Source organism: Allomuricauda sp. XS_ASV26 (genome assembly GCF_041224615.1).
GTDB classification, from domain to species: Bacteria; Bacteroidota; Bacteroidia; order Flavobacteriales; family Flavobacteriaceae; genus Flagellimonas; species Flagellimonas alginolytica.
Genome location: NZ_JBGFGK010000031.1, coordinates 913,899 through 933,749, shown reverse-complemented (window position 1 = coordinate 933,749; position 19,851 = coordinate 913,899). Strand labels below are relative to the sequence as shown.

Below are 19,851 nucleotides of genomic sequence, written 5' to 3'. Positions count from 1 at the left end.
TCTTAAGATTCCAGTTTTCGCTTGTAATAATCGTACACTTCAAACTGCGACCTAAACTCGGCCGCTCCCTTGGACCGTTTTCTGTAGGCGTTGTCGTGTTTGGCCGAAAATATTCTGGCCTTTGAGTTATCGTTCCAGGAAATCTCAAAAGTATCCAGTAGTTCTTGTCGGATGTCCTCATCATAAATAGGGCAACCCACCTCTACCCTAAAATCAAGGTTACGTGTCATCCAATCTGCGGAGGATATATAAATTTTCGGGTCTCCCCCGTTTCCAAAAATAAATAGCCTGGGGTGTTCCAAAAACTTATCCACTACACTTATGGCCTCAATATTCTCGCTCATTCCCTCGACACCGGGAATTAAGCAGCAGATTCCGCGGACAATCATTTTTATTTTTACCCCGGCCCTACTGGCCTCGTACAGCTTATCTACCATTTTATAGGAGGTAAGACTGTTCATCTTTATTTTAATGTAGGCCTCTTTTCCTTCGCGTGCGCAGGCTATTTCCCTATCGATCAACTTCATAAAAGTTGATTTTGTGTAGTGTGGTGATACGATCAAGTGTTTGTACTTGTTGATCTTGTAATTGGTCTCAAAGAATCCGAACACTTTGTTCATATCCTTTAATATGCCCTGATGGGCGGTAAACAAGGTGTAATCTGTATAGATTTTTGCCGTGGACTCGTTAAAATTACCGGTACTTATAAACCCATATCGTTTTAGCCCGCTATCTTCCTCGCGCTCCACCAAACAGATCTTACTGTGCACCTTTAAGCCGGGCACGCCAAAAATCAACTGTACACCTTCGTCCTGTAGATAATTGGCATATTCGATATTGTTCTGCTCATCGAACCTGGCCTGCAGTTCTATCTGTACGGTTACCTGCTTTCCATTTTTTACCGCGTTTACCAATGCCGAGGCTATTTGGCTATCGCTGGCCAATCGATAAATGGTGATTTTAATGCTACGGACTTGGGGGTCCAGGGCCGCCTCGCGCAAAAATTTGGTGACATAACTAAATGTATGGTAAGGAGCATAGATCATATAGTCCTTATGCGCGATAATATCCAACAAGCTCCCTTTCATGCTCAGCCCTTTTACCGGCAAAGGTTCTATTTTGTCGTACATAAGGTCTTGGCGCCCCAAGCTCGGAAAACCCATATAATCCCTTCTGTTATGGTAACGTCCACCGGGAATAACACTATCGGTATCCATAATGTCCATTTTTTCCTTTAGGAACTGAAGAGTGTCCTTGTCGATACTTTTATCGTAAACAAAGCGAACCGGGTCGCTTATTTTTCTGTGTTCTACACTCGAAGAAATTTTCTCGATAAAACTTTTACTTAAATCATTATCGATATCCAACTCGGCATCTCTGGTAATCTTGATCATGTGCGCGGAAATGGATTCAAAATCGAACATGGTAAAAACACTGTCCAAGCAAAAACGAATAAGATCGTCCAGCATGATCACATAGTCCTTATCTCCCTCTTTGGGCAAAACCACAAAACGGTCGATACCTTTTGGAATTTCGATCAGTGCATATCGATTGTGTTTTCCTCCGGGAGAACCGTTTTTCATTACGATCTTTACGGCCAAATAAGCTGCCGTATCCTTCAAAAGTGGAAATTCCGTAAGGTCGTTCAAGATAATGGTCATTAATTCTTGATTCACCTTTTTAAAGAAATAGTCCCTTATAAATTCGGCCTGATTTTGGTTGACCTCGGTTTCTCGAATTATAAAAATGTTCTTCTCCCTAAGCTCTCTGTCAATCTCCTTGAAGATAACCAGACTACGGGCCTGTTGATCGATCACTATTTTGGTGATTTCCTCTAACAAATCTTTGGCCTTTTCTCCCCCTAAAACACTCTTTCCCGTTTTTCCCGCGTCAACGATTCGTTTAACCGTAGCATAGCGAACCTTGAAGAATTCATCCAAATTGTTACTGAAAATCCCTAGAAACCGTAATCGGTCGATCAATGGAACCCTAGGATCTTTGCTCTCTTGCAGCACCCTGGCGTTAAATTGCAGCCAACTGATTTCCCTGTTGATATATTCGTTCTTTGTTTTTACCATCTATTTTTTCAAGTGTTTTGGAAAGACCATTTGCTTTGTAATGCCCTTGGATATTTTGGACCAATCGTCCACACCAAATGTAATGTGCACAAGTCCTGCCGTGGGAACGTTTTCAATATACTGATCTCCCCATGTATTTGCAAGTGAAGTAAAGGCGTAGTTGTGACCAAATATGGCCACTGTTTTCAAATTGTTGTCCAATCGATGTACAAACCTCTCCACATTATCTCCCGAAAAATCGTATAACTCATTATTTATTCTAAAATTGGAAAGATCAAAGTCGAGATTTCTAACAAAAATCATACTGGTGTGCAGTGCACGATTCGCCGGACTGGAATATATAAAATCCATTTGCGGAGCGTGGAGTTTAAAGGTTTTGGACACCAAATGGGCATCGTTGATACCACGCTCCTTTAAAGGCCTGTCCTTATCGGAAGCATCGTAATCCCAAGAGGATTTCCCATGACGCATCAATATCAGTTGTTTCATCGTTTATAGGGTTTAGGGGGCCAACCGTTCTATTTTCCAATCATAATCATCTTGAAGTGTATATCGTATCCTATCGTGGAGCCTGTTGGGGCGTCCCTGCCAAAATTCTATGGATATGGGCCTTACCAAATAACCTCCCCAATATTCGGGTCGTGGCACTTCCTGTCCTTCATACTTTTGTTCCAGCTCCTTTAGTTTTTTTTCGAGATAGTCCCGGGAAGGCACTACTTCGCTTTGGTCGGAAACCACCGCTCCAAGTTGACTCCCAGTAGGTCGCGATTCAAAATAACCATCGGATAGATTCTCGGCAATTTTTTCTGCTTTGCCCTTTATGATCACTTGACGTTCCATGTTTGGCCAAAAAAAGGATAGGCATATGGATGGATTGGCCTCGATGGCCTTGCCTTTTTCACTTTGGTAGTTGGTGTAAAATATAAAGCCCTCGAAAGTAAACTTCTTCATCAGCACTACTCTACTTTTTGGAAATCCATCCAGGCCAAGGGTAGATACCGTCATGGCATTAGGTTCGTCCACGCCGTCCGAGGCTTCAACTTCGTAGAACCATTTTTGGAATTGCTCAAGGGGGTTTTCCTTTACGGTTGCCTCGGTCAACTCACTTTTTTCGTAAGATTTTCTATAATTGCTCAGGTCTTTTTGCATGTTGTGAAGTTCGTCAAAAATAGATTCAACTCAAAGCCATGCGCCTGTAAAAGAATGGTAATTTTTTATACTCCAAAGTCAAACTCTTTACCGTCGTCGGCGAGTTCCACTACAGGAAAAACCTCTTTGGCCTCCTTTTTAAAAAGCTCAATTGATCTGTACCTAGTGGAATAATGTCCCAACACCAAAAGACTTGCGTTGGCCTTATGGGCAATTTGAGCTGCCTGTTTGGCCGTGGCATGTTTTGTTTTTTCGCACAAATGCGATTCCGACTCAAGAAAAGTGGATTCGTGATAGAGCACGGTGACATCTTTTATAATGGGCAAAATCCCTTCATTATAAACCGTATCGCTGCAAAAAGCATAACTTTTTGGTGCTGGTGGATCTAAAGTGAGTTGTTTATTGGGCACCGTCTTACCAAACTTATCCAGACCATCGACCCCTTCCTTTATTTTAATGAACTGACTTTTATCTACTCCATGTTTTCTGGCCGCATCAATATTCAGAGTCCTGGGCGCTTCTTTTTCTTGAAATAGGAATCCATTGGTATACACTCTGTGGATCAATGGAATGGTACGCACGGTCACCTTTTCGTCTTCGTAGACAATTTCGGATTCTTTCGATTCCAATTCATGGAAGACCAAAGGGTAATTGGTCCAAGAATCGCCCAATTTTAAAAGTACAGTAATGGCCTGTTTAATGCCTTTAGGACCGTAAATGTGCATTTCTTTATCTCTGCCCAGTAATCGGAAAGTGGATATAAGGCCAGGCAAACCAAAAAAGTGATCGCCATGGAGATGTGAAATAAAAATATGGTTGATTCTGGAGAACTTGATCTTATATTTTCTCAATTGGACTTGGGTCCCTTCACCACAATCGATCAAAAAAAGATGGTTCTTTATTTCGAGTACCTGAGAGGTAGGATTGGTAAATGTTCGTGGTGTAGCGGCATAGCAACCTAACACTGTTAGTTTCACAAATAATAAATTTAAAATGGAAAGTTAAAAATTCCCATTACGTTTTAGAGTAATTCAACTTGGATGATTTTACGATAGAAGCCAGCAGTCGAATTATTTGCTCTATTTCGTCATCAACCTTACTAAAATCCAAATCTCCAATTGAATCGGATTCTCTTAAAAGATCCAGCCAATACCTTGTCTCATTTGCTTCTTTTAAAGAAATAGACATCTTATGGATAAAATCTTTTTTGCTCTCAGCATGCTCTGCTTCTCTGACCAATGCACCAATTGCGGTTCCTGACCTCAATAACTGTTTTGACAACACAAACTCCTTTTGCTTTTTTTCCAAATACTTGGTAATCCGCAAAATTTCCAAGGCAAAATCAAAACTCTTCTTTTGTATAGTATTTTGTCTACCCAAGCAATAGCATTTTCAATTCTTCATCTTTAATTTTAAATTCCAAGGTCACGTTCAATTTCTTCCATTTCGATAAGGTCTTTGGCTTCTTGCAAGGTGGGTACCACACTGATCTCTTCCGGTATTTCGTCGTAACCCAGTTTATCTGTAACCAAAACAAAAGATTGTCCTGATGCCTTGTGAGTGTTGGAAATATCCAAAAACTCGAGAATGTTGCTCACCGTCAGCTGGTCAAAGGAAAATAGATTGATAACTATGTTATCATGCTTTAATTTTGGGTAGGCTTTGTTCAAATTTTCCAGAAAACCAGAAAGGGTTGTGTTCTCTTGGAAAACTATGGTTGTTGTGCCTTCTTTATCGAAAATCATGTCTTACTTAATTTTTGATGCCAATAGGTAAAGTACCGCCATTCGAACGGCCACACCATTCTCAACCTGATGCAAAATAATGGACTGATCGGAATCGGCCACATCGCTGGTAATTTCCACACCTCTATTAATGGGACCTGGATGCATAATCACAATTTCTTTGTACAAACTGTTCAACAGCTCCTTGTTCACCCCAAACTGTTGGGTGTATTCTCTGGTGGAAGGAAAATAACTGATATCCATCCGTTCGTTCTGTACCCGAAGCATGTTGGCCACATCGCACCATTCCAAGGCTTTTCTCAAATTGGTCTCCACCCCTACACCCAAGGACTCTATGTATTTTGGAATCAGTGTTTTTGGGCCACAAACTTTAACATTGGCGCCTTGTAATTTTAAGGCAAATATATTGGAGAGTGCTACTCTGGAATGTAGAATATCACCTACTATCACTACATTCTTACCACCTACGTCGCCCAGTTTCTCTCTTATAGAAAAAGAATCCAACAATGCTTGTGTTGGGTGTTCATGGGCTCCGTCCCCTGCATTTACGATGGAGGCATTTACATGTTGGGATAAAAATATTCCTGCTCCAGGGTTAGGGTGGCGCATCACTACCATATCCACTTTCATGGACAGGATATTATTTACGGTATCAATAAGGGTCTCCCCTTTTTTAACGGAAGATTGTCCTGCCGAGAAATTGACCACATCGGCGGAAAGTCGTTTCTCTGCCAACTCGAAAGATAATTTCGTTCGGGTACTGTTCTCAAAAAAGATGTTGGCAATGGTAATATCCCGAAGGGTAGGCACCTTTTTAATGGAACGGTTGATGACCTCCTTAAAATGGTCTGCCGTTTCAAAAATGAGCGATATATCCTTTTTGTTCAGATATTTTATTCCCAACAAGTGATTTACACTTAACTCGCTCATTATCTATTATTTGCTTACTAAATATACTTTATCTTCGCCGTCGTTTTCTTGCCACATCACTTTTACTTTTTCTTCGTTTATGGCATCCACTTGTCGGCCCCGGTAGGTCGGCTGAATGGGCAAATGCCTGCTAAATCTACGATCGATCAAGGTTAAAAGTTCAATATTGCTCGGTCTTCCAAAGGATTGGATGGCGGTAAGGGCCGCCCGGATACTTCTTCCTGTGTAAAGAACATCATCTATAAACACTACTTTTTTGTCCTCTACCAAAAAATTCATTTGTGTGGAATTGGCCTTAAGGATTTCCCCTCGTCCAAAATCGTCCCTAAAAAATGTGATGTCCAAGAAACCAAGGTCAATATGTTTGACTTTGTATTCTTTTTTGAGGATTTTCACCAATCTTTCTGCCAAAAAAACGCCTCTGGGCTGAATACCTATGAGTGCGGTATTGGCAAAATCCAAATGGTTTTCCATTAGCTGACAGGCCAACCGGTGCAGTATGATGTTGATTTCCTTTGAAGTAAGCAGTACTTTTTGACTCATATGCTGTGTGCGACCAACTCGGTTGACCACAAAAGTAAGCAATTCTTTAAAATGTTCGGAACATAAAAAAGCCCCGACTGTTTCCAGCGGGGCTTAGTATCATTGAAAAGTCCGATTACTTTTTCTTGGAATCGGCTTCCATCTTGTCTTTCAATGCTTGCAACTGTGAGTTGGCATCTCCAAGGGTCGGAGCAGCTTCGTCGCTAGACGTGGCTCTTTTCTTGGCAGCGGCTTTCACATTTCTGTCTTCTTGCTCTCTAAAGATTGCCGTGTGGCTGGCCACAACTCTCTTGAAATCTTTATTGAACTCGATGATCTTGAATTCGGCCTCTTCTCCTTTTACCAATTTCTTGCCGTCTTCTTTTTCCATGTGACGTTGTGGAACAAACCCAACGATGTCCTCGTTGAAGTTGATAGTCGCTCCTTTGTCAACAACCTCTGCAATTGCAGCTTTGTGAATTGTTCCTTCAGCAAACTCCTCGGAGTATTTATCCCAAGGGTTTTCTGTGGTCTGCTTGTGACCAAGGCTCAACTTTCGTCCATCCACGTCCAATTCCAATACTTCCACCTCCAAAGTGTCACCTACGGTAACAAACTCGGATGGGTGCTTGATTTTCTTGGTCCATGAAAGGTCGGAGATATAAATCAAACCATCGATTCCTTCTTCCAACTCTACGAATACACCAAAGTTGGTAAAGTTTCTAACGATTCCTTTATGTCTTGACCCTACAGGATATTTAGTAGTAATATCGGTCCATGGGTCTGGGGTCAATTGCTTGATGCCCAACGACATTTTGCGATCTTCCCTGTCCAAGGTCAATACAACAGCTTCAACTTCATCACCTACGTTTACGAAGTCTTGTGCTGATCTTAGGTGGGTGCTCCACGACATTTCAGAAACGTGGATCAATCCTTCTACGCCTTCGGCAACTTCGATAAATGCACCGTAATCTGCGATTACCACTACCTTACCTTTAACTTTGTCACCTACTTTGATCTCATCGCCAAGGGCATCCCATGGGTGTTTCTCCAATTGTTTAAGACCCAACTGGATTCTAGACTTGTTATCATCGAAGTCCAAGATTACCACGTTCAATTTCTGGTCTAGCTCCACAACCTCGTTCGGATGGTTGATACGGCTCCAGGAAAGATCGGTAATGTGAACCAAACCATCCACACCTCCAAGGTCGATAAATACCCCATAAGATGTAATGTTCTTGACCACACCTTCCAATACTTGACCTTTTTCCAATTGGCCGATGATCTCTTTTTTCTGTTCTTCGATATCCGCTTCGATCAAAGCTTTGTGCGACACCACTACGTTTTTGAACTCGTGGTTGATTTTTACTACTTTGAACTCCATGGTCTTACCTACGTACTGATCGTAATCACGGATAGGCTTCACATCGATCTGGGAACCTGGCAAGAAAGCTTCGATTCCGAATACGTCAACAATCATACCACCTTTGGTACGGCATTTAACGAAACCGGTAACGATTTCTTCTTTGTCGTGTGCGTTGTTGACACGCTCCCAAGCCTTAATGGTTCTAGCCTTACGGTGAGACAATACCAATTGACCGGTCTTGTCTTCGCGAATATCTATAAGCACCTCGACTTTATCCCCAACTTTTAGGTCTGGATTATATCGGAACTCATTTAAGGAAATTACGCCTTCGGATTTTGCATTGATGTCGATGATGGCCTCACGGTCAGTCATGTGAACAACTTTTCCTTCCACTACTTCCTCGTCCGCAGTGTCCACAAAGTTTTCCTCCACAAGCGTTTCGAACTCTTTAAGCTTTGTATCATCTACACGCTCAATTCCTTCTTCGTACTTGTCCCAGTCAAAATTTTCAAGAAATTCTTGTGGATCTTGTTTGGGCTGTGTTTCTTCTTTTACTACTGGTGCTGCGGCAGTTTCTTCTACCTCAACGTTTTGTTTTTCTTCAGCCATGCTGCTGATTTAAATTTGTATTCCACGTTTTACAAGAGTCAAACAATTACCGCGGAAGTGGTTTTAAATAATTTTCTAGATTCCCTTTTCTCTTGCCTCCTTGTTAAAAAGGTGTGCAAAAATACAATTAAATTATTGATTCACAAAGCCTACACATATGGTTTTCAATGAAAAAATGATGACTTGTTAATGCCTTTCAAAACTAAGGCTTGTATTTAATTGGCTATACCCACGGTTTGGATCAAAACCTTGGATCACTGTGCGATGGAATTCCCATACCGGTATGAAACCTTATCCTAGAAGCAATATATACGATTGATCCATTAAAGACCATTAAAAGTATTACAAATAATTCATGGTAAAATATAAGCGGATTGCCTATCTTGAAACCTCTAATTATTAACTGTAAAAAATCTTAATTATGAGTGTAAAAGCAAAATATCAGCCAGTATTGGATCTAGGCGAACAATTGGGAGTTAAAAATGGTGATGTAAATGTTGAGGGCGACATTATTAAAATTAAAGGTACGACCCATACCCAATATGAGAAAAATCTACTGTGGGACAAAATCAAGGAAATCGGCGGAGAAAAACCTTCCGACATCAAGGCCAACATCACCGTTGAAGACGAATCCGTTTACCACAGACATACCGTAAAGAGCGGTGAGTCGTTGAGCAAGATTGCCAAACATTATTATGGCGACCCGATGAAGTACACCAAAATTTTTGATGCCAACACCAATATTTTAAAAGACCCCAATGTAATCCACCCCGATCAGGTTTTGGTGATTCCGAATTTGTAAAACATGGTCAGTTCGAGCGCAGTCGAGAACTTATTTATTCATATCTCGACTCCGTCCGATGTGATATTATAAACTAAAAAGGCGCCCTTTGGGCGTCTTTTGGTTTTTGAAAAAATAAAACTCAAAAAGGTAAGGGTCAGCCATTGTAACCGACTCCGAATTTAAACGTATCCCTTTAGGATAAATCAAACGTTGGGCACACATCAAATCTTACCATGAAAAATTTATTTTTACTTCTTTTTACCATCCTTTCTCTGGTTTTGAGTTGCGATAATTCGCAGACAAACAAAATAGTCAACAATCAAACCCTGAATGATGAAAGGATAACGGACATACAATCCGAGCTGATTTTTGAACATAGCAAAGTATTTCCCGATAATACCCAACTTGCATTTGCTCTTATTGAAAATGGCAATGTGAAATTTTACGGTGTCGAAAAAAGGAACGACACCATTTTTACCATTGAAAATCAACAAAATGCATTTGAGATTGGATCTATCACGAAAGTTTTCAATGCTACCCTACTTGCGGACTTTGTTCTGGAAAACAAAGTACAGCTGGACGATTCCATAAACCCCTACTATGATTTTGAATTCAACAATGGGCAAGACATTACTTTCAAGGCCTTGGCGAACCACACTTCGGGCCTTCCACGCATGCCCTCCAACCTTGACTTTGACATTAATAACCAAGATCCATTTGCTTCCTACGACAGTGAAAAGTTAAAAACATATTTGGCCTACGAAATGGAATTGTCTTTCAATGAAGATGGCACATACGAGTATTCCAATTTAGGGGCTGGACTATTGGGCCATACCTTATCTAAAATTGGAAAAAAAACCTTGAACCAGCTGCTCCAGGAAAGAATATTTTTAAAATATAATATGCCCAACAGCACTATCGGGAGCGAAAATGTATCCACTTTTTTAGTCGAAGGCCAAAGTCCTGAAGGTAAACCTGTGAAAAACTGGAACTTGGCATCGCTATCCGGTGCTGGGGATATTATTTCTACCACAGAAGATCTCTCCAAGTTTGTTATGGCGCAATTTCAGGAAAATGATGAAACTTTGGCACTTACCAGAACCAAGACCCATACCATTAAGGATAGATCCAGTATTGGTTTAGGTTGGCACATACGCACGGAACCATCAGGCGAAAAGTGGATTTGGCATAATGGAGGAACGGGCGGTTATACCTCCTGTTTGGTTATGAATACGAAAAACAAGAATGGGGTTATTGTACTATCCAACGTTTCTGCACTCGGAGACCCCATGATACATATTGACCAACTTTGTTTTGGGCTTATGGATACTCTTTAGATTACCATCTTAAATCAAAAAAAAACAACTTCATTTAATCGGTAAACACCAATTTTTATTTGATCAGTGTATTCAAATGAATTATACCTTTACCTTTAAAACTGTACTAGTAGACAGGCTCCTAGATCAGCATATTCCAATTAGATGAAGTTATATTTTCGCATAGCGGACCATAATGATGTCGATTTCCTTTTAATGCTCGAAAAGAAATCGTTCCCTGATTTTCAGCAAACTACAAAGGCCAATTTAAAAAAGGGGATCAAGAGTTCTTTTCAGGAAATAATGGTTGTGGAAGATGCAGACATTACAGGTAAAAGGATCGGCTCCGCCATTTTGTTCAAATACAAGCACATGCTCCGGCTGTACTCAATCAGTATTTTACCCGAATTTCGAAATTATGGCATTGGCTCCAAAATTTTAGAGCATATAAAAGCATTTGCTTTGTCCAAAAATTTTACGAGCATCACCTTAGAGGTTAGGGCCAAAAATGAAAAACTGGTGGATTGGTATCTCTCCAACGGGTTTTTGGTGATTAAAACACTGAGAGATTACTACCAACCCAACGAAGATGCCCTTAAAATGGGTATACGAATAGGATCAGCCAGCACAGACCACGACACTAAAAACCTAATCGTTATCGATAGACCTTATTCTTGGGAGAAATCCGAAATAAAGGCAACGGTGATTTCGGTAAAGGATTACATCAATAACCCATTGTACCAGAACAATTCGAATTTTAGGGTTTTTAATTTGTGCAGTTCGTACAAGTATCAAAGTTTTGGGTACTATGTATCTTTACTAGCATCGGCTAGAGGACAGCGCGCCATTCCGAGTTCGTCCACAATTAAAGATGTGCAATTGGCCAATGTGGTGCAATCCCTTTCATACGAGCTCAACGAACAAGTAAACCGTGTTCTTGGCAAGGATAAAGGGGAAAGCATCCTATTGGAAGTCTATTTTGGACAAACATCTATTTCTGCATACAAAACATTGGCTACCAAATTGTTTCAGGTTTTTGAAGTCCCGTTGTTCTCCATCAATTTTATTAAAGCGGAAAAATGGATCATTAAAAATATAAAGGTCTTGACTTTTAAGGACCTAAACACCGAAAAGAAAGATATGGTGTACCATGCCGCCCAAAAATACTTCAATAAAAAGCGGTACCATTTTCCAAAGTTGAACAATTACAAGTACGATCTTGCCATATTGATCAACCCCTTTGAGGAATATCCGCCATCCAATAAGGAGGCCCTTGAAAAATTCCGCAAAACCGCAAACAAAAAAGGGATGTATGTGGAGTTTATAAGCAAGAACGACATCAATAAAATAAACGAGTTCGACGCACTTTTGATACGCGAAACCACCAATGTAAACCATTATACCTACGAACTTTCCCGTTTGGCCTATGCAGAAGGTTTGGTGGTAATAGACGACCCTTGGTCCATTTTACGGTGTTCGAATAAGATTTATCAGCATGAACTCTTTAAGAAAAATAAAATCAGGACACCCAAGACCATTGCCCTTACAAAAAATATGTCCGAAGATAACATTCTGGAACAGTTGAACTATCCGGCCGTTTTAAAGCAGCCCGATAGCGCATTCTCCTTGGGGGTGATAAAAGTGAACGATAAAACCGAAGCAATACACCAACTAAAGTCCCTTTTTAAAAAAACGGATATGGTAATTGGACAGGAATTTCTATACTCGGACTTCGATTGGAGAATAGGAGTGCTGGACAACAAGCCAATATATGCCTGCAAGTATTTTATGACCAAAGATCATTGGCAAATTTATAATTGGAGCAGCGAAGAGGAAGAAAAGTCCGGAAACCATGAAACCGTGGCCATAGAACAGGTACCGGAACAGATCTTAAATACAGCTGTGAAAGCATCTTCGTTAATTGGGGATGGATTGTACGGGGTAGACCTTAAATTTGTGGACAATAAAGTGTATGTGATAGAGGTAAACGACAACCCGAACATTGATTTTGGGGTAGAGGATGAACTCTTGGGCGATGAACTTTATGCATTGATCATTGATTCTCTGATCAATCGAATTGAGATAATGAAAAATATCCGGCACATTAACTTGATCAAATAACCTTGTTTATTATTTATCTCTTCTGAAGGATACCTTAAGACTTTTTTGGCAATATCGGTCAAAGCGAGATGAATCATCAATTCAAAATGGGCATAGGTAAAGTCAAAACAGGTAAGTATACATCCCGAACTGTAATTGTAATTAAAAATCACGAGCTTTCGTAATCTTTATTAAAATCAATCTATAGTTGAACAGAGCAACAATTACAACATGAAAGCAACAATAACATCAATCCGCTTAAAAGGACCACTGAAATTTTTCGCATTATCGGCTAACGCTCTAAAAGTTATTAAACAGTTAAAAGCAACAAACTGCAAAGATTTTAAAAAAAGAGGATTATGGAATACCCATTACACGATGACCCTATGGGAAAGTGAAAAAGAACTAAAACAATTTACCAAAAGCGGAGCTCATTTAGAGGCGATGAAAATCGGCAAACAGATTGCCCGGGAAATTAGGACCGTAACTGTTGATTCTGAAAAATTACCTAACTGGAAAGAAGCAAAGAAGCTTCTTGAAACGGGACATTCTATTAAATATTAAACCAGACTCTCGTTCGGGCCCTTTAGTAGCACTCTTTTATTTTAAAAAGAATTTCTACGTTTATTGGTTGTGCGCTTACAAGCGCCATTTTCTTTTGCTAACTTGTCGGTGGTTTACAAATTGTATCCAATACAAAGATGCTCGTTCCCATTCTTATTACACTTTACGTAATCATCTCCCTAACAATGGTGATCAGCCTTTTGCTGAACGGTGTACGCCCCAGTAAAACGCTGGCTTGGCTTTTGGCCATATTTACCATCCCAGTGGCAGGCGCACTTCTTTATATTTTATTTGGTCGAAACCGACGGAAAAGTAAAATGTTCTCCCAAAAACATCAAACTGCTCCAAATGATCAATTTAAAAATGAAGATTGTCGTCCAGGAATCTCAGCAAACAAGGAAAAAATAACCTCTTTGATCAGCAATACCTCCAAATGCCCGGTTACCTGTTATAACCATTTAGAATTGCTTAAAGATGGAAGAAACACTTTCGAAAGCATTTTTAATGCCTTGGAGGAAGCCAAAGAGCATATTCATTTGCAATATTATATTTTCGAGGACGGTCTTTTGGCCGATAAATTATTGGAGGTTTTTGAAAGAAAGGTAGCTGAAAATGTCACCATTCGCCTCCTTTATGATGGTATTGGCAGCTACTCCCTAAGCAAAAAGTATTTAAAAAAACTCAAGGGCATCGGGGTGGAGACGGCACAGTTCCTGCCTTTTAAATTTGGAAGATTCCTTTCTTCCCTTAACTATAGAAACCATAGAAAGATCATAGTGATCGATAATAAGATCGGGTTTACGGGGGGCATCAATATTTCCGACAAATATCTGAAAGGAGATCCCGCTCTGGGCAAATGGCACGATACCCACTTAAAAATTGAAGGCGAAGCTGTGGATTTCCTCAACCGCACTTTTGTAACCGATTGGTTTCTGGCAAGTGCAAAAAAAGTAGATCTGAATACATTAAAAATCTACCGGACGCAAAAAAAATGCACATCGCTCCAAATTGTTCCCAGTAGCCCCGACGACGATTTTGATGTTATGGAGCAAGTGTATTTTTCCATAATAAACAGTGCGGAAAAATACCTCTACATCGTTAATCCCTATATTATTCCCAACCACGCCATTTTACAAGCATTGATCACCGCAGCGCTCAGCGGGGTGGATGTAAAGATATTAATGTCCTCCAGTACCGATATCAAGTTGGTGGATTGGTGTGTACGTGCCTATTTTGAATCTTATCTAAAGGCAGGTATAAAAATTTATCTGTACGAAGAAGGCTTTTTACATAGCAAGGTAATGTTGTGCGACGATGAGATTGCAAGCATTGGAACGGCCAATTTGGACAATAGGAGCCTGCAGCAGAATTATGAGGCACAAGTTTTTGTCTATGACAACGAGCTTTGCCGCAAAATGAAATCCGATTTTTTGTCGGATTGTGATAAGTCCACCCTCTTGTCCGATTACGAAAAATTTAAATCGCGCTCATGGGGCAAAAAACTGATCGAAGGTTTTGCCAAACTTTTAAGTCCGCTTCTATAAAGTGATTGTCTGAAACCCCAATTCGTTTTTACAGCTCCTGCCCTCTTCCCAACAATCCAAGTTATAAATGGTGGTTTCCGCAATGCGCTCAAGCGCCTCTTTGGTTGCAAATGCATGGTGAGGGGTCAATAACACATTTGGCAGATCGATCAACTCTTTCAACAGCTCGTCGGCAATGCCCGATTTACCGTTATCCTTAAAGAAAACACCCCTTTCCTGTTCATAAACGTCGGTTGCATACCCTCCAAGATTTCCATTTTTAAGGGCGGTTATAACATCATTGGTCTTTACGATCCCACCGCGAGCTGTGTTCACCAACAATGCCCCCTTTTTCATAACGGAGAACAGCGTTTCATTAAAAATATGGTGTGTTTCGTAGGTCAATGGCGTGTTGATACTGATTATATCCGATCTACGGCACAGTACTTCCAAGGGAACATACTCCACTTCGTAATGGTTTTCCAAATACTGGTTACGTTCTATATCGTTCGCCAAAACTTTACACCCGAAAGCATGAAAGATCTTTACTAAAATAGAGCCTATTCTACCTGTTCCAAAAATACCCACGGTTTTGCCAAAGATCTCAGTACCGATCAGATTGTCCAACATAAAATTATATTGGTGCACCTGGGCATTGGCCAAAATCAACTTCCGATTTAGTGCCAAAGTAAGTCCCACTGTATGTTCCGCAATGGCATGTGGCGAATATTCCGGAGCATAAGCGACTTTGAGCCCGATCCGCTTGGCAGACTTAACGCTTACATTATTGTAGCCCGTAGATCGTAGTGTTATATATTTTACTCCCAGTTCCTGAAGAATTTCCAGTACCACCAAAGAGGCATCATCATTGGAGAATATACAGATGGCATCGAAGCCAGCTGCCATTACCGCGGTCGTGGTATTGAGCGCTTCCGGCACAAACTTTAAGTTGTGTTTGCCATCGTTCACTTTTTTTAAATATTCTATCTCAAAATCCTTGGCACTGTAAACAAGTACTTTCATGTTTTTTGGTATAACTTGGGTTAATTGAGCAATCTTTTTTGTTTTTTGCGCTTGATAAAATCGGACACGATATCAAAAATCCTGATTTTGGACTCCCTATATTTTATAATATAATCGGACACTTCCATGCCCAGATCGTTATGTGTGTCCAAATAGGCGGACTCCATTTTTTCTTGATTGATATCGTCCACCATGATCTGAAGTTGGTTTTCGTGCAATTGTACTTTCTTGAGGAGTTCCACCAACTGCTTCTCCATTTTGTTCAAGTTTTCCACAACAGGCTGAACGGTCTTGAACATATCGGAATCTATAATATCCAAAGTATAATCTTTGACCATATGGTTCAAAAACTGTTGCTCGTCCGCGGCAAATTGCAATTCGGAGAGCCATTCTTTGGATTCTTGGTGCAACTCATCTGCACTGAACCATTCCCTAAACTTTCTTTTAATGGGTTTTGCTTCCATAGTATACGTAATTACATTCTTTAATGGTTAATGAGCATGTAACAATCCGGCACAGACCAAAGGAGGTATACCCTTTTGATCATGCCAGCACTAGGGCTTCTTTTTCTTTAGTATAGATCCGGCATATTCGTAAACTTCCTTTTTTTGGTCAAGATAGGATTTAATAAAGCCCGTGACATTGGCTTTCAGGTCCAGATGATTTTCGTAGTATTGACTATCGCTTTCTTCTTGGGTACATTCAAAAATACCGCCAAGTCTATTCCCATGTATTTTGATGGATTCCAGTAGCGATGCCCTTTTCTGCTTTGAAGCGTTGAAAAGCTGTTTAAAGTTCTCCAACCGTTCAAACAGGTTGGGCGTTCTTGGTTCAAAAATGTAAGAATCAAGTAATTTTTGGATAAACACCATCTCGTCCCCGATAAACTGAATGTAAGATTTCCAGTTTTGAAGATCGTCTCGCATCATCTCTATTTTCCTCTGCCATGCCATTATCTTGGAGTTCGATTGAATTTTACCTTTGAAAATAGGGTTTAGCCCTTAGTTTTAAAATGATCTAAATCATTTTGCTCACTTTTATTTACCCGTAGGATATCGGTCGTCCAGACCAAAAGATTGTTTTACCAACGCTTTAAACTGGTTTTGGGACATACTGTCCGTAGTTTTGGTCATCTTTATTTTGTTGGCCAAGCCAGGATGTTTCGTCTGCAAAGCCCCAACCAATTTTTCCGGTGTTTCGGCAGGACCAAATATGGCTATCTCGTCCGCATCGGAAATTTTTTCCGCAATCTTCTCAAAATAGTTTCTTAGTTGATGCTTTTCCTTTTCAAGGTATTTACTGTCCTGAACCACATCTTGCGGACCCCATTTGGTCTTGGATCGGGAACCGCCTCTAGGGTTAAAAAAATCGAGTTCCGATGGAATGGTAAAAAGACTTTCCTTCCCGTTTTCCAATACTACGCCGTTGGCTTCTTGTTTATCCAACCAAATTCCTATCTGTTTCATAGTTACAATTTTTTAGTTATCGTTAAGTTCCAATATGGGCACTTTGGGGTCGTACCCTATTTTCTTCACCAAAGGATTGGTAAGTATGCTTCCAAAAAATAAGTGCTTTCTGTTCAAAAAGGCGATCATATCACATTTGTGCCTATCGACAAATGCGTTGATCCCATCACTGATCTTAGCTGCAGGCTCAAAGTGCATCCGGTGCGTTACCCCTTCCAGAATTTCTTGGAGCAATTCCTTATTGCCTTGCTCTTTCCTTTCCAGTTTACCGTCTTTGTCCTTATCAATGTGCAATACATGGATGGTAGCATTGAACAATTGTGCCAACTCAATTACATCTGCCATCTCTTTTTTCTTAAAAGGGGATTTATAATCGGTTGGAAAAACAATTTCCCTTGGTTCTTCGAACATATAATTATTGGGCACTGCAATTACGGGGCACTCCCTGATCCGTTCCATTACATTTACGGTATTGGTGCCGAATATCCGAGCCTTGGATTCGGTGATACCTTTGGTTCCCATGATAATCATATCGATATCTTTTTTATCGACAACATTTCTGATCGCCTCGGTAACACTGTTAAAGGTCGTTATGGTATGGAATTCGTGCTTATGGTTCTGTGGATGGAGCCTGACCATTTGCATTAGTCGCTCCATACCTGCTTCCGCTTCTTGTTTTGCAGCTTCGTAGTACGGTTCGCCTGTTTCCGGGACCCTCATGCTATCCAAGGTGTAGCTGGATATATGGAACGCATTGAGAATATAAAAGTCGCAGTGTACATTTCTATACAACTCCAGGGCGTACCTAATGGCGTTCAATGCATTTTTGGAATAATCGGTAGGCAACAAAATCCTTTTGTCCATACGTAATCTCATTTTCCTGAAATTTAGTATGATTCAATAGGTTATGCCATGATTTTCGTCAACTTTGGCGGTTGGGCAAAATTAAAAAAGGGACTTTTAATTTGGTATTCAGTTCCTTTATAATGCCATTGCCTATAAACTCCAAAAAGAAGTGGTGCGGGTAGTACACCATGCAGAGCATATCTATTTTCCAGAGATCTACAAATTCCAAAATCGTGTTCACCTTGCCATCGAAAATGGGCAACTCGACCTCTTTTCCACTTTTATGGGCAATCGCATTTAAAAATTGGGTTCTGTTCTTTTCGGCAGTATCGTTCCCTTTATTTTCTTGAATGCGCATTGGCACAACAACACTATCCATCAATTCACTGAAAAAAATGATGGCCTTACTATTTTCTTCTGCAATAGGATAGGTATAATTGGATGTAAAAGCCAGTTTATCCACCTTTTTAAAATCGATTTCCAAGGGCACGATCAATACAGGGCAATGGGTTATTTCTCGAACTAACTGCATGGCATTGTTCCCGAACAGAATATGTTTGACTTCTTCTTGTGCCTTGTTTCCAATTACGGTAAGGTCCACTTTGTTTGTTTTGGCATAATCAGCAATCCCCTCGGGTAAATCCGAACATAGCGATATTTTTTTATAGTCATGGTTCGAATTCTCTCCTACATCCCTGATCAGCCGATGTACCAATGCATCCAATCCTTGGGCCGATTCCAATTTGGCCTCTTCCTTTTTTGGCTCGTTCTTGGTACTGCACACATTTACAATATGAAATGTACTTTTCTTGTTCTTGAACAATTTAGCGGCATAGAACAGCGCATTGTAAGAATTGTTTGAAAAATCGGTGGGTACTAAAATCTGTAACATAATTTAATTATTGGTTATAGGGGAGAACCAAAAAAGGAACTCTGGCATGTAACCCTATATTTTTAATGATCGGTTCTATAAAAAGGCGTTCAATAAATGAGTGTTTGTTTTTCACCATGGCCAACAGTTCGACCTGGGTATCGTTCTGGAACCCATTGATGCCTTCTATCAGTTCTTGGTCCGGTACATCGTAGAAAACAGTATTCTCTTCTAACAACATGCCCTGTAAATAGGTTTTGTTCTTTTCTTGATCGGCATCCAATCCGCTTGGCGATGATACATGTAAAACATGCAGTTTAGCATGCCATAGTTTGGAAAGCTTGAGTAAAAAATCAATATTGGCCTTATCGTAATCTACTTCAAAATCGGTTGGAAACAATATATTGTGTGGGGGTTTAAACTCAAAAAACGAGGGTATGGCAAGAATTGGAACACTAGTTCTCTGAATTACATGCACCGTATTGGAGCCAAATAAAATTTCCTTCGCTCCTGTTGCCCCTTGTGTACCCATTACCACAAAATCGATGTTCTCCTTATTGGTTATGGTTGCGATTTCATCTGCCAACGAATTAAAAGCAGCGTGGGTTACATACGTGTGGGTCGGTATATTGAACTGTGCCTTGATTTTTTGCCTTGTATTTTCCAAAGCTTCTTCGGCTTTGTACTTTTCTTTATCGGGCAATCCCAATTGGCCCGGGCTGCCCAAAGTATAATCGGCCCTGTACACTGGTGGGGTATATGCATGTACCAGATAAAAAATACAAGTGGACTTTTCCAACAGTTTTACTGCATAGGAAATGGCATGGAATGCATTATCTGAAAAATCGGTGGGCAATACAACTCTGAACATAGCTCAATTATTTAAAATCCCTTATCGTAACAAAGCTATTTAGCTAGTTTATTCTATACTATGATTTCCATCACCTATCACAAAAACT

General features: G+C 40.3%; 21 protein-coding genes. 5 read left to right on the top strand and 16 right to left on the bottom strand.

The genetic code is table 11. From position 1 onward, the window contains the following. Positions 1-2: 2 nt before the first annotated feature. The 9 genes from ppk1 to rpsA form a co-directional block, all read right to left on the bottom strand. On the bottom strand, positions 3-2,078 hold the full coding sequence (ppk1, locus tag AB9K32_RS11570) for a polyphosphate kinase 1 (protein WP_369885250.1): 2,076 nt from the start codon (positions 2,076-2,078) through the stop codon (positions 3-5). Then, positions 2,079-2,567 carry a histidine phosphatase family protein gene (locus AB9K32_RS11565; RefSeq protein WP_369885249.1) on the bottom strand — a complete coding sequence of 163 codons (489 nt, stop codon included), beginning with the start codon at positions 2,565-2,567 and terminating at the stop codon, positions 2,079-2,081. A gap of 12 nt (positions 2,568-2,579) precedes the next feature. Continuing rightward, positions 2,580-3,227 carry a pyridoxamine 5'-phosphate oxidase gene (gene pdxH, locus AB9K32_RS11560; protein WP_224834872.1) on the bottom strand — a complete coding sequence of 216 codons (648 nt, stop codon included), beginning with the start codon at positions 3,225-3,227 and terminating at the stop codon, positions 2,580-2,582. Between the two features lie 65 nt (positions 3,228-3,292). After that, complete coding sequence (locus AB9K32_RS11555) at positions 3,293-4,204, bottom strand: ribonuclease Z (protein ID WP_369885248.1); 912 nt, start codon at positions 4,202-4,204, stop codon at positions 3,293-3,295. Positions 4,205-4,241: 37 nt separating this feature from the next. Further along, positions 4,242-4,607, bottom strand: a complete 366-nt coding sequence (locus AB9K32_RS11550; protein WP_293295931.1) for a four helix bundle protein — start codon at positions 4,605-4,607, stop codon at positions 4,242-4,244. Positions 4,608-4,639: 32 nt separating this feature from the next. Continuing rightward, positions 4,640-4,972 (bottom strand): ribonuclease Z, encoded by a 333-nt coding sequence (locus AB9K32_RS11545; RefSeq protein ID WP_293295933.1) that lies wholly within the window; start codon positions 4,970-4,972, stop codon positions 4,640-4,642. Positions 4,973-4,975: 3 nt separating this feature from the next. After that, positions 4,976-5,902 (bottom strand): aspartate carbamoyltransferase catalytic subunit, encoded by a 927-nt coding sequence (locus AB9K32_RS11540; protein WP_369885247.1) that lies wholly within the window; start codon positions 5,900-5,902, stop codon positions 4,976-4,978. Between the two features lie 6 nt (positions 5,903-5,908). Beyond that, positions 5,909-6,445 carry a bifunctional pyr operon transcriptional regulator/uracil phosphoribosyltransferase PyrR gene (gene pyrR / locus AB9K32_RS11535; RefSeq protein WP_224834876.1) on the bottom strand — a complete coding sequence of 179 codons (537 nt, stop codon included), beginning with the start codon at positions 6,443-6,445 and terminating at the stop codon, positions 5,909-5,911. Between the two features lie 115 nt (positions 6,446-6,560). After that, positions 6,561-8,399, bottom strand: coding sequence for a 30S ribosomal protein S1 (rpsA, locus tag AB9K32_RS11530; RefSeq protein ID WP_224834877.1), 1,839 nt, complete (start codon positions 8,397-8,399; stop codon positions 6,561-6,563). Between the two features lie 421 nt (positions 8,400-8,820). On the opposite strand from rpsA, the gene AB9K32_RS11525 reads away from it, so the two are divergent. The 5 genes from AB9K32_RS11525 to cls all read left to right on the top strand — a co-directional run bounded on the left by AB9K32_RS11525 (position 8,821) and on the right by cls (position 14,707). Next, positions 8,821-9,201 (top strand): LysM peptidoglycan-binding domain-containing protein, encoded by a 381-nt coding sequence (locus tag AB9K32_RS11525; protein ID WP_224834878.1) that lies wholly within the window; start codon positions 8,821-8,823, stop codon positions 9,199-9,201. A 215-nt stretch (positions 9,202-9,416) separates the two neighbouring features. Then, on the top strand, positions 9,417-10,520 hold the full coding sequence (locus tag AB9K32_RS11520; protein ID WP_369885246.1) for a serine hydrolase domain-containing protein: 1,104 nt from the start codon (positions 9,417-9,419) through the stop codon (positions 10,518-10,520). Between the two features lie 144 nt (positions 10,521-10,664). After that, on the top strand, positions 10,665-12,620 hold the full coding sequence (locus AB9K32_RS11515) for a GNAT family N-acetyltransferase (RefSeq protein WP_369885245.1): 1,956 nt from the start codon (positions 10,665-10,667) through the stop codon (positions 12,618-12,620). A 210-nt stretch (positions 12,621-12,830) separates the two neighbouring features. Then, positions 12,831-13,163 carry a DUF3291 domain-containing protein gene (locus tag AB9K32_RS11510; protein ID WP_224834881.1) on the top strand — a complete coding sequence of 111 codons (333 nt, stop codon included), beginning with the start codon at positions 12,831-12,833 and terminating at the stop codon, positions 13,161-13,163. Between the two features lie 137 nt (positions 13,164-13,300). Continuing rightward, positions 13,301-14,707 carry a cardiolipin synthase gene (cls, locus tag AB9K32_RS11505; RefSeq protein WP_369885244.1) on the top strand — a complete coding sequence of 469 codons (1,407 nt, stop codon included), beginning with the start codon at positions 13,301-13,303 and terminating at the stop codon, positions 14,705-14,707. Here the strand turns inward: cls and AB9K32_RS11500 are convergent. From AB9K32_RS11500 to AB9K32_RS11470, 7 genes are all read right to left on the bottom strand, one after another. Beyond that, complete coding sequence (locus AB9K32_RS11500; RefSeq protein ID WP_369885243.1) at positions 14,702-15,709, bottom strand: 2-hydroxyacid dehydrogenase; 1,008 nt, start codon at positions 15,707-15,709, stop codon at positions 14,702-14,704. The two genes, cls and AB9K32_RS11500, sit on opposite strands and share 6 nt — an antisense overlap. 20 nt (positions 15,710-15,729) lie before the next feature. Beyond that, positions 15,730-16,173: a hypothetical protein gene (locus AB9K32_RS11495; RefSeq protein ID WP_369885242.1), complete on the bottom strand. Its 444-nt coding sequence runs from the start codon at positions 16,171-16,173 to the stop codon at positions 15,730-15,732. A 90-nt stretch (positions 16,174-16,263) separates the two neighbouring features. After that, the gene (locus tag AB9K32_RS11490) at positions 16,264-16,662 is read right to left on the bottom strand and encodes a hypothetical protein (RefSeq protein WP_369885241.1); all 399 of its coding nucleotides are present in this window, start codon (positions 16,660-16,662) and stop codon (positions 16,264-16,266) included. Between the two features lie 84 nt (positions 16,663-16,746). Beyond that, positions 16,747-17,175: a hypothetical protein gene (locus AB9K32_RS11485; RefSeq protein ID WP_338194174.1), complete on the bottom strand. Its 429-nt coding sequence runs from the start codon at positions 17,173-17,175 to the stop codon at positions 16,747-16,749. A gap of 12 nt (positions 17,176-17,187) precedes the next feature. After that, entirely contained in the window at positions 17,188-18,051 is an 864-nt protein-coding gene (locus tag AB9K32_RS11480; RefSeq protein ID WP_369885240.1) for a universal stress protein, read from the bottom strand. Positions 18,052-18,097: 46 nt separating this feature from the next. Then, positions 18,098-18,913 (bottom strand): universal stress protein, encoded by an 816-nt coding sequence (locus AB9K32_RS11475; protein ID WP_369885239.1) that lies wholly within the window; start codon positions 18,911-18,913, stop codon positions 18,098-18,100. A 7-nt stretch (positions 18,914-18,920) separates the two neighbouring features. Continuing rightward, positions 18,921-19,763 (bottom strand): universal stress protein, encoded by an 843-nt coding sequence (locus AB9K32_RS11470; RefSeq protein WP_369885238.1) that lies wholly within the window; start codon positions 19,761-19,763, stop codon positions 18,921-18,923. Between the last annotated feature and the right edge of the window lie 88 nt (positions 19,764-19,851).